Source organism: Pseudomonas sp. IT-P395 (assembly GCF_949767675.1).
In the GTDB taxonomy this organism is placed as follows: domain Bacteria; phylum Pseudomonadota; class Gammaproteobacteria; order Pseudomonadales; family Pseudomonadaceae; genus Aquipseudomonas.
The window spans coordinates 1-13,574 of record NZ_CATKPW010000018.1 but is presented as its reverse complement, the minus strand read 5'-3'; the positions used below and the strand labels follow the sequence as shown (position 1 = coordinate 13,574).

Annotated in this window: 12 protein-coding genes; 9 read left to right on the top strand and 3 right to left on the bottom strand. The window is 61.0% G+C overall.

Going from position 1 to position 13,574, the window contains the following annotated elements:
* Positions 1 to 172 precede the first annotated feature (172 nt).
* From ACM6IN_RS14760 to ACM6IN_RS14750, 3 genes are read right to left on the bottom strand one after another with little or no spacing between them, the layout of a single operon-like run.
* Complete coding sequence (locus tag ACM6IN_RS14760; RefSeq protein ID WP_123376383.1) at positions 173 to 2,077, bottom strand: ATP-binding protein; 1,905 nt, start codon at positions 2,075 to 2,077, stop codon at positions 173 to 175.
* Positions 2,074 to 3,006, bottom strand: coding sequence for an ABC transporter substrate-binding protein (locus ACM6IN_RS14755; protein WP_123376382.1), 933 nt, complete (start codon positions 3,004 to 3,006; stop codon positions 2,074 to 2,076). Before ACM6IN_RS14755 ends, ACM6IN_RS14760 begins: the two co-directional genes overlap by 4 nt.
* A 1-nt stretch (position 3,007) precedes the next feature.
* Positions 3,008 to 5,131: a TonB-dependent receptor plug domain-containing protein gene (locus ACM6IN_RS14750; RefSeq protein ID WP_007917469.1), complete on the bottom strand. Its 2,124-nt coding sequence runs from the start codon at positions 5,129 to 5,131 to the stop codon at positions 3,008 to 3,010.
* Between the two features lie 196 nt (positions 5,132 to 5,327).
* On the opposite strand from ACM6IN_RS14750, the gene ACM6IN_RS14745 reads away from it, so the two are divergent.
* From ACM6IN_RS14745 to ACM6IN_RS14705, 9 genes are all read left to right on the top strand, one after another.
* The gene (locus ACM6IN_RS14745; RefSeq protein ID WP_095114424.1) at positions 5,328 to 6,353 is read left to right on the top strand and encodes an NAD(P)H-dependent glycerol-3-phosphate dehydrogenase; all 1,026 of its coding nucleotides are present in this window, start codon (positions 5,328 to 5,330) and stop codon (positions 6,351 to 6,353) included.
* A gap of 21 nt (positions 6,354 to 6,374) precedes the next feature.
* Positions 6,375 to 6,722: a DUF4389 domain-containing protein gene (locus ACM6IN_RS14740; RefSeq protein ID WP_008087808.1), complete on the top strand. Its 348-nt coding sequence runs from the start codon at positions 6,375 to 6,377 to the stop codon at positions 6,720 to 6,722.
* A complete protein-coding gene (sixA, locus tag ACM6IN_RS14735; RefSeq protein WP_007917466.1) occupies positions 6,719 to 7,171 on the top strand; it encodes a phosphohistidine phosphatase SixA in 453 nt (150 codons plus the stop codon). Before ACM6IN_RS14740 ends, sixA begins: the two co-directional genes overlap by 4 nt.
* 204 nt (positions 7,172 to 7,375) lie before the next feature.
* The gene (locus ACM6IN_RS14730) at positions 7,376 to 9,031 is read left to right on the top strand and encodes an AMP-binding protein (RefSeq protein WP_414916262.1); all 1,656 of its coding nucleotides are present in this window, start codon (positions 7,376 to 7,378) and stop codon (positions 9,029 to 9,031) included.
* Positions 9,032 to 9,062: 31 nt separating this feature from the next.
* Positions 9,063 to 9,506: a hotdog fold thioesterase gene (locus ACM6IN_RS14725; RefSeq protein WP_042560476.1), complete on the top strand. Its 444-nt coding sequence runs from the start codon at positions 9,063 to 9,065 to the stop codon at positions 9,504 to 9,506.
* A 311-nt stretch (positions 9,507 to 9,817) separates the two neighbouring features.
* Complete coding sequence (locus tag ACM6IN_RS14720) at positions 9,818 to 10,624, top strand: alpha/beta fold hydrolase (RefSeq protein ID WP_007917459.1); 807 nt, start codon at positions 9,818 to 9,820, stop codon at positions 10,622 to 10,624.
* Positions 10,621 to 11,475 carry an alpha/beta hydrolase gene (locus ACM6IN_RS14715; protein ID WP_007917457.1) on the top strand — a complete coding sequence of 285 codons (855 nt, stop codon included), beginning with the start codon at positions 10,621 to 10,623 and terminating at the stop codon, positions 11,473 to 11,475. The genes ACM6IN_RS14720 and ACM6IN_RS14715 overlap by 4 nt, the downstream gene beginning before the upstream one ends.
* Positions 11,476 to 11,590: 115 nt before the next feature.
* Positions 11,591 to 12,397 (top strand): DUF4892 domain-containing protein, encoded by an 807-nt coding sequence (locus ACM6IN_RS14710; protein ID WP_042704990.1) that lies wholly within the window; start codon positions 11,591 to 11,593, stop codon positions 12,395 to 12,397.
* Between the two features lie 69 nt (positions 12,398 to 12,466).
* Positions 12,467 to 13,519: an AI-2E family transporter gene (locus ACM6IN_RS14705; RefSeq protein ID WP_007917454.1), complete on the top strand. Its 1,053-nt coding sequence runs from the start codon at positions 12,467 to 12,469 to the stop codon at positions 13,517 to 13,519.
* Positions 13,520 to 13,574: the final 55 nt, after the last annotated feature.

Here is a 13,574-nt window from a genome sequence, read left to right as displayed (position 1 = left end):
GGCAGCCTACTCATAGACTATTGCGTTGTGGTGAAAGTCACAGCACCAAGGACATGAATGTACACTTGTGCACTGAAATTTTTATTCAAGCCCCTTTTGAGGCTCGTTCGGGTGCCTAAGACTGCCGCACTTTCGCTTTTCATGCCAGTCGCAGATGGTCGAAAGGCCCACACTACGACACCCAGCGCTGCAGAATCTGCTGCAGATCATTACGTTTGAACGGCTTCGCCAAATAATCGTTCATGCCCGCCGACAGACAGGTTTCGCGGTCACCCTGCAAGGCGTTGGCCGTCAGGGCGATGATCGGCACTTCGCTGCGACCCGGCAGAAGACGGATCTGCCGTGTCGCTTCGTAGCCATCGATAATCGGCAAGCGGCAATCCATCAGAATCACTTCGAAGTCGCTGCCCTCGGCGCTGCGCACCGCTTGTGCGCCATCGCTGGCAACACTGACAGTAAAGCCCAGACTGCGCAGCATCGCTTCAATCACGGTCTGATTCACCGGGTTGTCTTCGACCAGCAAGACATTGCGCCCTTCGCCATGGCCCTTGCCGTTCAGTGCTCGCGGCGCGGTCAGTGCCGGCAGCGCCTGCTTATACAGGGCCAGCGGAATTTCCAGGGTGAACACCGAGCCACGACCTTCTTCGCTCTGCGCGCGCAAGGTGCCACCCATGCGTTCGGCCAGTGTACGGGCGATCGGCAAACCGAGACCGGTGCCGCCGTAACGCCGCGAAATCGAGCTGTCGGCCTGCTGGAAGGCGTTGAACATCAGCTCCAGGCTTTCTGACGAAATACCGATGCCGCTGTCGCGCACCGAGCAGGTGAACCACAACAATTCGTGATCCAGCGACTGCCACTGCGCCTCGATGCTGACGCGACCCTGCTCGGTAAACTTCAGCGCATTGCCGACGAGGTTGACCAGAATCTGCCGGATCCGCGTCGGATCGCCCTGCACCTGCAAACCGCGCATGTCGTCCGGGATGCGCAGATTCAAAGCCAGGCCGCGTTGCACTGCGCTGTGCTGGAACGACTGCGCGCAGGCGCCGATCAGTTCAGCGAGGTTGAACGGGATGTGCTCCAGTTCCAGCTCGGAACGTTCGATGCGCGAGAAGTCGAGAATATCGTTGATGACTTTCAGCAGGTGTTCGGTGGACTCCGAGGCGAGGGCGGCGTACTCGACCTGCTCCTCGGTCATCTCGGTGGTTTCCAGCAATTGCAGCATGCCCAGCACACCGTTCATGGGCGTGCGCAGTTCATGGCTCATCATCGCCAGGAAATCGGACTTGGCGTTGTTGGCCTTTTCCGCTTCCTCGCGGGTCTGGATCAGTTGCGCCATGGCTTGATGTTGCTCACGGCTGGCTTGTTCCAGCGCCTGGGCGAGGTTGTTGATGTGCTGCGACAGCGCGCCGAGTTCGGTGTCATCGACGATCGGCAGCGGCGTTTTGTAGTCGCCGTCCTGAATGGCCTTCACCGCGTCACCGATATCGCGGATCGGCTGCGACAAGCTGCCGGCCAGACGCCGCGCCAACACAAACGTGAAGAGCAGGGCGAACAGCGCGAGAATTGCGGCCTTGAACAGGATTTCCTGCTGGCGCTGACTGAAGGCATCGTTGGACAGACCGACGATCACCCGGCCCAGATAATCTTCGCTGGCCCCGCTATTGCTGACCTTGCCGTCCTGGAAGAAATCATTGTGCAGGGCGATGCGTTGCAGGCGCACTGGTGCCTGGAATACTTCGACCTGATGCGGTCGACCGTGCGCCGCTGCGGGTTGTTCGACGTAGACCAGAATCCGGTTGGCGCTGTCCTGCACTTCAAGAAAACGCACATTGGGCGTGGCCAGTGTGGCTTTGAGCAGGCTTTCCAGCACTTCGTTGTTGCCGGAAATCACCCCGTATTCGGTGGCGGGTGCCAGTTGGTTGGCGATCAGTTGGCCGGTGTGGTTCAACTCCTGACGCAAATCCTGAATGCGCACGAAGGTGAAAAAACTGATCAACAGCAGGGTCAGCAACAACGCCGGGCCCAGGCTGATCAGCTGGGTGCGGGTATTGATGTCCCAACGGCGACGGAAACTCATGGGCGGTGTTCTCCTTCAGCCAGCGCGCTGGCGACAGACGCTTCATTCAACGGTTCGATACCCAGTGAACGAGCGACCTGCGCATTACTTGAGACTTTGAAACGTGCGGGGTAGAGGGTTCGCGGCCAAGTGGCCGGCGGTTGGTCGAGCAATTGGTCGAGCATCGCCAGCCAGTCGTTCTGATCGCTGTACGTACTGGCCAGGCTGCCGGCGCGAACGAACGCGACGTTGGGGCCGACCAGCGCGACTTGCCGTGAGTAACTGCTGAGCAGCAGGTTTTTCGCGGTTTTCGGGTTGTACAGATCGGGGTCGTCGAGCCCGAGCAGCACGTCGCTGTTTTTCAGCACGGTTTGCAGCGGGCGGCTGTCGTGGGTGTTGTCCCAGCGCTGGCTGACGACTTGCAGGTTCAGCGGCGCGGCGGCGAGATTCAGTTCCTTGAGGAGGAATTCACTGTGCTGATCGAACAGCACGCCGATCCGCCGGGCCTGGGGCAAAATGCGTCGGATCAACTGCAACTGTCGGCTCAGCGGTGGATCACTCCAGAGCAAACTCAGATGCGCCGGTTGCGCGTTGCCCAGGCGCTGGCGAGCTTGCAGGCGACTGATGCGCAGCACCAGTGTCGCCGGGCCTTGTGGTTCTTGCAGACGCCAGTCGAGACTCGGCAGATCGAGTAGAATCAGGCGCAGGCTGGTGGGCAGTTTGCCCGGTGCCGGCAGACTGGCCAGTGGCTGGAAACGCACGTTGTCGGTCGGGCGCAATTCGCTGAGTGCCTGCACGAACGCTTGCACGCCAGGACTTTCCTCGGCGCCGGTCAACAGAATATCGGCCGCCTGCACCGCCACGCCATGCAGCCATGCGGTCAGAAACAGACACACCCCGGCCAGCCAGTGGCCAAAGGTTGGCAGCTTCCGTGACGGCCCGTAGTGCATCCTAGAACTCCAGCTCGGCGCTGAAATACATCACCCGGCGTTCGTCGTAATTGTTGTCGACGAAAGTGGTCGGCTCATGATCGAGGCGCTGTTGCAGCACGCCGGCCAGTTGCAGTTGGGCTTTGCCCAGCGCAATGCGTTTGGCGATGCGCGTGTCGACGCGTTCGAAACGGTAGCCGTTGAGCGCGTTGTCGCCGTAATAGAAGAGGGCGCTGTTCCAGCCGTGGCCCCAATCGCGCAGCCAGCCGGCCGAACCGCTGTTGCGCGAGGTGAATTGCTGATCCAGTGGGTTACTCGCCTCGGCATCGACAAAGGCGTAGGTGAAGCGCAGGCGATCGGCGAGGCTCACGCGCCAGTCGAGCTGGGTTTCCGTGCCGCGAAACCGTGAGCTGTTGGCGTTGCTCGCGATGTATTGGTTGTTGCGCAGCGGCTCACTGATCATTCCGGTGATCTCGTCGTAGAACAGCTTCACATCCAGGGCCAGGCCCAACTCGGCGAAATAGCCGTTGTAACCCAGTTCGCGCGAGCGCATGTGTTCCTGATCGAGATCGCCCGGGCCACGCGTTTTGACAAAGTAGCGCGCCGACGACTGGCCGTAGGCCGAGGGCCGCAGGTTGCTGACCTGATAGCTCCAGTTGACGTTGTTCTCGAACATGTCCGGCGAGCGGATAGCCTCCGAGTACACCGCACGCAGGCCGTGGCGCGGGTTGATCAGGTAATTGACGGCAAATCGCGGGGTCAGCGAACTGCCAGTCAGTTGCGTGTTTTCAAACATCGCGCCGCCCTGCAACAGCCAGTGTTCCGTGGCGCGCCATTCCAGTTGGCCGAACGCGCGCCAGGTGGTGTCATCCAGCGTGCCATTGAAGTAAGTCTCGGAGTCGGCGCGGTCGTAACGGTAGTTCATGCCGCTGACCAGTCGCAGGCTGTCGGACAGGCTGAGGGTGTCCTGCAATTCGAGGTCGTAACGCGATTCGCGGGCGCTCTGGTCGATGTCGCCGCACAGGGTCCGGCTGGCACCGTTGCGCCATTGATCAAGCACCTGATTGGCCAGGGCCATTTCCTGCGGGGTGCCGGGCGCTGCGCCGGGGCCGGTGAATCGGGTGATGTTGCGCGCCAGACGTTCGGTGTAATTCGGGTTGAGTTGCCACAACTGCGTCAGTTCGGGGCTGAACGATACCTCGGCATCGCAGGCGCGCCAGGTTTGCTGACGATCCCAGTGTTGCGCCGAGCCTTGTATATAAAGGCTGTGTTCGGGATTGATGTCGAGGTTCCAGCGCACCGAGCCGGCGTAATCCTTGGCGACCACGTCGGAATTGTTCCCGGCGGCGGTAATCCCGGAGAAAACCGGGCGGTAGGTGTAAGGCCGCTGGTTGCTGCCGTCCTTGGCGTTGACCTGCCAATCGAGGCTCTGGTTGTCGCTGAGGGTGTGACTGACCGCGAGACTGAAACGGTTCAAGCGGCGGCTGTCACGGTAATCGGCTCCGCTGCGATCGCTGTCGAAGCCGTCGTCTTCCTGCCCGGACAACGACAGGCGCAAGTCACCGCCATTCCAGCCGGTGCCCTGGCTGGCATAAAAGTCATTGATGCCGCGCTGGCCACGGGTGTACTTCAACCGTGTGCCGTGGCTGTCGGCCGGGTGGCGGGTGATGATGTTGACCACCGCCATCAGCGCATTGGCGCCGTAGCTGACGGTGTTCGGGCCGCGAAAGACTTCGATGCGCTCGATGTCTTCCATGGCCACCGGAATATCGCTCCAGTCCACCGTGGACAAGCCTGCGCGATAGACCGAGCGGCCGTCGATCAGCACTTGCATGCGCCGTGCTTCGCTGGCGTTGGTGCCGTGGTAATTGACCGCCGCCTGATTGCCGCTGATGTTGCCGACCATCATCCCCGGCACCAGCCGCAGCAGTTCACTGATATCGCGCGCGCCGCTGGCGTTGATCAATTCGCTGTCGATGACGGTCATGCTCCCCGGCACTTCTGCCGGCGTCTGTTTCAGGCGCGTGGCCGTCAGCACCTGCGGCAGTGCTTCGTTGTCCAGGAACAGGTCGTCCGCCAGCACTACCGGGCTGAACAACAGCGCCAGTAAAACGGACGAACGCGGGGACGCAGAGCCAAAAGACACGACACAACCTTGATAGCGAAGAATTGGCGCGCATGTTAACCGAGGACAGCGACTTTTCCAGTCACGTTGCAGGCATTTTCCTAGGTTTTGTTGGTCTTCTTCCTACAAGTGTCGGTAATTGATGCAGGGGCTGGCCGCGCGTGGGCTGCCCCGTATAATGCCGGCATCGCCACTGGTATGGATTAACGGATTGCATATGACTGAACAGCGCCCGATTGCGGTCCTGGGAGGCGGAAGTTTTGGTACCGCCGTGGCCAACCTTTTGGCCGAGAACGGCCATCAAGTCCGGCAGTGGATGCGTGACCCCGAGCAGGCCGAGGCCATCCGGGTCAATCGCGAAAACCCGCGTTACCTCAAAGGCATCAAGATTCTGCCGGGGGTGACCGCCGTCACCGACCTGCAGGCAACCCTCGACGCCTGCGATTTGTGTTTTGTCGCGCTGCCATCCAGCGCACTGCGCACGGTGCTCGCCGCCCACGCCGAGCGGTTGAGCGGCAAGATGCTGGTCAGCCTGACCAAAGGCATCGAAGCGCAGACTTTCAAACTGATGAGCCAGATTCTCGAAGAGATCGCCCCGCAGGCGCGCATCGGCGTGTTGTCCGGGCCGAACCTGGCGCGCGAGATTGCCGAGCACGCGCTGACCGCCACCGTCGTCGCCAGCGAAGACGAAGAACTCTGTAAAGCCGTGCAAGCCGCGCTGCACGGTCGCACCTTCCGCGTGTATGCCAGCGCCGACCGTTTCGGCGTCGAGTTGGGCGGGGCGTTGAAAAACGTTTACGCGATCATCGCCGGCATGGCGGTGGCGCTGGAGATGGGCGAGAACACCAAGAGCATGCTGATCACCCGCGCGCTGGCCGAGATGACCCGCTTTGCCGTGAATCAGGGCGCCAACCCGATGACCTTTCTCGGTCTGGCCGGTGTTGGTGATCTGATCGTGACCTGCTCATCGCCAAAAAGTCGCAACTATCAAGTCGGTTTCGCGCTGGGTCAGGGCTTGAGCCTCGACGAAGCCGTGTCGCGCCTCGGTGAAGTTGCTGAAGGCGTCAACACGCTGAAAGTGCTCAAGGCCAAATCCCAGGAAGTCGGCGTGTACATGCCGCTGGTCGCCGGGCTGCACGCGATCCTGTTCGAAGGACGCACGCTGGAGCAGGTGATCGGTCTACTGATGCGAGCCGAACCGAAAACCGACGTCGATTTTATTTCCACCAGCGGTTTCAACTGATTGAGCCGGGAGTAGCAAGCCATGAACGATCCGAAAACCGAAGCCAAGTACGAATCCATCCTCCTGCGCGTGTTGTGGATGATCGTCTACGTGCTGGTCTGGCAAGTGGCGCAGTTCATCCTCGGCGCGGTGGTGCTGGTGCAACTGATCTATCGTTTGATCTATGGCGCGCCGAGCGCCAGCCTGATGAATTTCGGCGACAGCCTGAGCCAGTTTCTGGCGCAGATCGGGCGTTTCGGCAGTTTCCACAGCGACCAGAAACCCTGGCCGTTCGCCGACTGGCCAACGCCGCGTACCCCGGAAGGTGAAGCGCCACACGCCGTTGCCCCGGCGCCACATCCGGTCCGAGATGAGGAACCCAAGCTATGAAACTCTGGGTATTGCGTCACGGCGAAGCCGTGCCTTACGGCTCGTGCCCCGACTCCGAGCGTGAACTGACCGAGCACGGTCGCAAAGAGGCCTTGAGCAGCGCCGCCCGTTTGATCGGCCAGCCGCTGACCGCGATTTACGCCAGCCCTTATTTACGCGCGCAACAGACTGCGCAGATTGTTCGTGAAGCGCTGGGTTTCGAGCCGGAAATTCGCACGGTCGAGTGGCTGACGCCGGAGGTTGATCCGGACAAGGTCACCGATCAACTGGTGTCGGTGAGCAACGTGCTGCTGGTCAGCCACAACCCGTTGGTGGGCAACTTGCTGAGCTATTTGCAGCATGGCGCCGGGTATCCGCCGGAGAAGGTCAGCACCGCCGGCCTGGCCGAGCTGGAAAGCCCTGAGTTGCTGATCGGCTCGATGACCCTCAACAGCCTCAAGCACCCGTAACGCTGATCCCTTGTGGGAGCGAGCCTGCTCGCGAAAGCGGCGTGTCATTCACCCTTTATGTGTCTGACAGACTGCATTCGCGAGCAGGCTCGCTCCCACATTGGTTTCGGCGTACACCATGAAATTATTTGTTTGAATTTTCCAACCAAGCACTTGCTTGGTTGACTACGCTTGCTCCAGACCCAAAAAACAGGAGCGAGTCGCATGTCTGCCGCCTTCCGTTTGCCGCTGGACGTGTTCTACGAGCGTGAAGCCCGCCATCCGCGCCAGCGCTTCCTCGTGCAGCCCATCGGCGGCGGCCAGGTCGAGACGCTGAGTTGGGCCGACGTCGGCCATCAGGCCCGCTGCGCCGCACATTGGTTGCGCGCCCGCGAGTTGCCACAAGGCAGCCACATCGCCCTGATCTCGAAAAACTGTGCACACTGGATCATCGCCGACCTGGCGATCTGGATGGCCGGGCACGTCTCCGTCCCGTTGTACCCCAACCTGACCGCCGACTCCGTCGCGCAAGTACTCAATCACTCGGAAAGTGTCCTCGCCTTCATCGGCAAACTCGACGATTGGCCGGGCATGTCCAAAGGCGTGCCGGCCGATCTGCCGACCATCAGCCTGCCGCTGCATCCGCCCGGGGAGTTCGATTTCAGTTGGGCAGACTTGCAGCGCAGCTCACCGATTCAGGACGATCCGCGCCCGGCTGCCGAGCAACTGGCGACGATCATCTATACCTCCGGCACCACTGGCCTGCCCAAAGGGGTGATGCACAGTTTCGCCAATCTCGGCTTCGCCACGACGCGTGGCACGCAACTGTTTGGTCTCAACGAGAACGACCGGCTGCTGTCGTACCTGCCGCTGTGCCACGTTGCCGAGCGGATGTTCGTTGAGCTGGCCTCGATCTATACCGGGCAAACGGTGTTCTTTGCCGAAAGCCTTGAGACCTTTATCACCGATCTGCAGCGAGCTCGGCCAACCGCGATGTTCGGCGTGCCGCGCATCTGGACCAAATTCCAGATGGGCGTGTACAGCAAGATCCCGGCGAAGCGTCTGGATTTTCTCCTCGGCCTGCCGTTCATTGGCAAACGTGTCGGGCACAAAGTGCTGGCGGGACTGGGGCTGGATGCCTTGCGTGTGGCGCTGTCCGGCGCCGCGCCAGTGCCGCAGACGTTGCTCGCCTGGTATCGCAAACTTGGCCTTGATGTGCTGGAGGTCTATGGCATGACCGAGGGCTGCGGTTACTCGCACATCTGCCTGCCGGGGCAATACAAACAGGGCTGGATCGGCAAACCGTGCCCGGAAGTCGAGGTGCGCATTGATGAGTCGGGCGAGGTGCAGGTGCGCAGTCAGGCGAACATGCTCGGCTACTTCAAGGAACCGCAGAAGACCGCCGAGACCCTGACCGAGGACGGCTTTCTGCGCACCGGCGACAAGGGCGAGCAGGATGCCGAAGAGCGCCTGCGCCTGACTGGCCGCCTCAAGGAAATTTTCAAGACCAGCAAAGGCAAATACGTCGCCCCGGCGCCGATCGAAAACCGCTTGGCCGTGCATTCACGGATTGAACAGGTGTGCGTGGTGGGAGACGGCTTGAGCGCGCCGTTGGGTTTGTGTGTGCTGTCGAGCGTCAATCAGGAGGAGGGCCGGGCGAGCCTGCATTCGAGTCTGGAAAAACTCTTGGAAGAGGTCAACGCCGTGCTCGACAAGCACGAACGCCTGCGCCGCCTGGTGGTGGTCAAGGACAGTTGGGCGGTGGAAAACGGCTTCCTCACGCCGACTCTGAAGATCAAACGCAACGTCATCGAAGACACCTATGGCGCGCGTTTCGAAGAATGGAGCGAGCGCAGCGAGGCGGTGCTGTGGCAGGATTGAGCGACCACTAAAACAACAAAGGAAGTCTGCGATGAGCTTGTGGCGTACCACCCCCAACATCGAGCAGTTGAACGCGATCCAGAAAAACACCATCGGCGAAGTGCTGGACATCCGCTTCGAAGCGTTCGACGAGGAATCGCTGACGGCGAGCATGGTCATCGACCATCGCACCCATCAGCCCTACGGCTTACTGCACGGTGGCGCGTCGGTGGTGCTGGCGGAAACCGTCGGTTCGATGGCCAGCTATCTGTGCATCGACGCCAGCAAGTTTTATTGCGTCGGCCTCGAGATCAACGCCAACCATTTGCGCGGCTTGCGCAGTGGCCGGGTGACGGCGGTGGCCAAACCGATTCACATTGGTCGCACCACCCATGTATGGGATATCCGTTTGACCAGCGATGAAGGCAAGGCCAGTTGTGTGTCGCGGCTGACCATGGCCGTGGTACCGCTGGGTGAGCAGCCGCCGGCACGTTGAGTGAGTTTCTTCAGTGATCAGCCCCTCACCCCAGCCCTCTCCCAGAGGGAGAGGGGGTCGACCTCGTTGTTTTCACGTGCTTCATCGACCTGAGATACCGAGTCGAATACAGATTCGGAAAAGCATGGAGATCGGCTCCCTTTCCCCCTCGCCCCCCTGGGGGAGAGGGCTGGGGTGAGGGGGTAGCGATCCGACTGACTCACCATAGCCCTGACCGGACTGTCATCATTCCTGGCAGTTACGGTCATTGCTGCCGGACTCGGTCTTACGGACAATCAACGCCACGTTTCCCGCTCATGGATTTACCCAGCATGTCGCAACCGATCTTTTTCGCCCACGCCAACGGATTTCCCTCGGGCACCTATGGCAAGTTGTTCGCGGCGCTGGCGCCTGAGTACCGGGTTGCGCATCTGGAGCAGCATGCCCATGACCCGCGTTTCCCGGCGGACGACAACTGGTACAACCTTGTCGATGAGTTGATCCACCATTTGCAGCAACAGGATCAACCAGTGTGGGGCGTTGGCCACTCCTTTGGCGGGGTGTTGCACCTGCACGCGGCGCTACGTTGCCCTGAGCTGTATCGCGGTGTGGTGATGCTTGATTCACCCGTGTTGACTCGCACTGATCAGTGGGTGATCCGTGCCGCCAAGCGTTTTGGCTTCATCGACAGACTGACCCCGGCGGGCCGCACCCTGGGCCGGCGGGAAGAGTTCGCCGACCTCGACAGTGCGCGCAGCTATTTTGCTGGCAAGACACTGTTCCGTGGTTTCGATCCGGAATGCTTCGATGCCTACCTGCAACACGGTTTGCATCAGGTCGGCGACAAACTGCGCCTGCGTTTCGACCCGGCCACCGAGATCAGCATCTATCGCGGCGTGCCGCACACCAGTCCTGGCCGCACCCGGCAATTGCAGGTGCCGCTGGCGGTGGTGCGCGGGCACAAGAGTCGTGTGGTCATGCGTCATCACACCCGTTTCGTTTCGCGTCTGGCCCAAGGCGAGGCGTTGAGCATGCCCGGCGGGCACATGTTCCCGCTTGAGCGCCCGCAGGACACCGCACGGTTGTTGAAGAACCTGTTTACCCGTTGGGAAAAACGCCAGGACAAGGATTGCGCATGAGCCCGCCCTTCGAAGAAGTCCGCCTGAGCCTGCCGCATATCGAACTGGCCGCGCATTTGTTCGGGCCCGAGGACGGTGTGCCGGTGATCGCGCTGCATGGCTGGCTCGACAACGCCAACAGCTTTGCCCGTCTGGCGCCGAAGCTCAAAGGCTTGCGCATCATCGCGCTGGACATGGCCGGGCACGGGCATTCCGGGCATCGACCCAACGGCGCCGGCTATGCCCTGTGGGATTACGCCCATGACGTGCTGCAGGTCGCCGAGCAACTGGGCTGGAAACGTTTCGGCCTGCTCGGGCATTCGATGGGCGCCATTGTCTCGATGGTGTTGGCGGGTTCGTTACCGGAACGCATCAGTCATCTGGCACTGATTGACGGCGTGATTCCTCCTACAGACAAAGGCGAAAACGCCGCCGAACGCATGGGCATGGCCCTGCAAGCGCAACTGGATCTGCGCGACAAACGCAAACCGGTCTACAACACCCTCGACCGTGCCATCGAAGCGCGGATGAAGGGGCTAGTCGCGGTCAGTCGAGAAGCCGCCGAGTTGTTGGCTCAGCGCGGATTGATGCCGGTTCCGGGCGGCTACACCTGGCGCACCGACAATCGACTGACCTTGCCATCACCGCTGCGCCTGACCGAGGAACAGGCAATGGCTTTCGCGCTGCGGGTCAGTTGCCCGGCGCATTTGGTGGTCGCGGCTGACGGCATGCTGGCTAAACATCCCGAGTTGCTGGAGCGTCTACCCTTCAGTCGGGAACAGTTGGCGGGCGGGCACCATTTGCACCTGAACGATGAGGCCGGGGCCGACCTTGTCGCAGACTGTTTCAATCGGTTCTTCGCCATTCCTTGACTTGCTGCGGGCAACTGTCGAGGCTGGGCGGGTTGAAATGGGAGACAACCACGATGGATTTCTACACCGCTGCGACCTCGAATCATCCAGCATTACCGATCCGATGAGCCTGACTATACGGTCACTCAGTCTGTTGGCACTGTGCTGTTTCAGTACCGTTTCGTTCGCCGCCGATGTGCCGGGCAGCCAGGATCTGCAGATCGTGCCGCGTCTGGCCGATGCGCAGATCGTCGACTATCGCCCTCCGGTTGAACTGGAGCGTATCTACCCGCTGGGCTCGATCCGCAAGATCAGCGGGCAACTGCGCTTCGACGGCCAGGTCACTGCTCGTGGCCAGATCACGTCGGTGACTTACGAGTTGCCCCCCGAACACTCCGCCACCGAAGCCTTCACCGCCGCCCGCGAGGCCCTGCAAAAGCAGGACGCAGAATTGCTGTTCTGGTGTCAGGCGCGTGATTGCGGCGAAAGCAGCCTCTGGGCCAACGAGGTGTTCGGTAACTCCAAGTTGTACGGCGCTGACGAACAACAGGCGTATCTGTTGTTGAGGCTGGCCGCACCGCGCGACAACACGCTGGTGGCGCTTTACAGCATCACCCGTGGCAATCGCAAAGCCTATCTGCATGTCGAACAGTTCGAGGCGGTTGCACCGCTGGGTGAGTTGCTGCCGACTTCGGCAACCTTGTTGCGTCAGCTCAAAAGCACCGGTGAGCTGGACTTTCCTGATCGCGTGAATGAGCCGGATGACACTTGGCTGCGGCTGATTTCCCGAGGTCTTAACCTCGACACGACGTTGCGTGTAACGGTGTCAGGGCCAAAGGCCGAGGCCTGGCGCCAGGCGCTGATCAATCAGGGGGTGCGGGCGGCACGCATGGAAACCGGCAGTGTCGAAGGCTCTGGCCTGCGCATCGATCTGTTGCGGTAAGCTGTTTTTGGCGAGCACGAGCCGTGTGTTCGCCTACTCTTTGCCTGACTGACTTTTTCGAGACCTTACATGCTCAATAACGATCGCCTGCTGGTGCAGATCCTGCTGCTGGTGTTGTTTGGTGCCAGCCTCTGGGTGATGGCGCCATTCTGGTCGGCGCTGTTCTGGGGCGCGGTGCTGGCGTTTGCCAGTTGGCCGCTGATGCGCCTGCTGACCCGTTGGCTCAATGGCCGTGAATCCTTGGCTGCGGCGATTCTGACGTTGGGCTGGATGTTGCTCGTGGCCGCGCCGCTGGTGTGGCTGGGGTTCAACCTGGCGGATCATGTGCGCGATGCCACGGCGTTTATCAAGGATGTGCAGGTCGACGGTCTGCCGGAAGCGCCGGTGTGGCTGGGGACTCTGCCGTTTGTGGGCGAGCGTCTGGTCGGGCTGTGGAACAGCATCGATCAGCAGGGCGCCGCTCTGATGGTGTCGATCAAACCTTATCTGGGGCAGGTCGGTAACTGGCTGCTGGCGCGCAGTGCGCAGATCGGCGGCGGGATTCTCGAGCTGACCCTGAGCATTGTCTTTGTGTTCTTTTTCTATCGTGACGGGCCGCGACTGGCGGCGTTTGTACACAGTCTGCTGCAGCGGCTGATCGGTGATCGGGCGGGGTATTACATCGACTTGGTGGCCGGCACGGTGCAGCGGGTGGTCAACGGGGTGATCGGCACGGCGGCGGCGCAGGCAGTTCTGGCGTTGATCGGCTTTTTGATTGCCGGGGTGCCGGGGGCGCTGGTGCTGGGGATTGTCACCTTCCTGCTGAGTCTGATTCCGATGGGGCCGCCGTTGGTGTGGGTGCCGGCGACGGCCTGGCTGGCGTGGAAAGGTGAGTATGGGATGGCGGTGTTTCTCGGGATCTGGGGGACGTTCATCATCAGTGGCGTGGACAACGTGCTCAAGCCGTATCTGATCAGTCGCGGGGGGAATTTGCCGTTGGTGATTGTGTTGCTTGGGGTGTTTGGCGGGTTGATTGCGTTTGGGTTTATCGGGTTGTTTATCGGGCCTACGTTGTTGGCGGTGGCTTATAGTTTGTTGACGGATTGGAGTAAGAGTCAGTCTCGGGTTGAGGAGCGGCGCTAGCGGTTTTGGGTTTTGGGTTTTGGGTGAATATCCGTTGCTGCGGTAACGGCGGCTT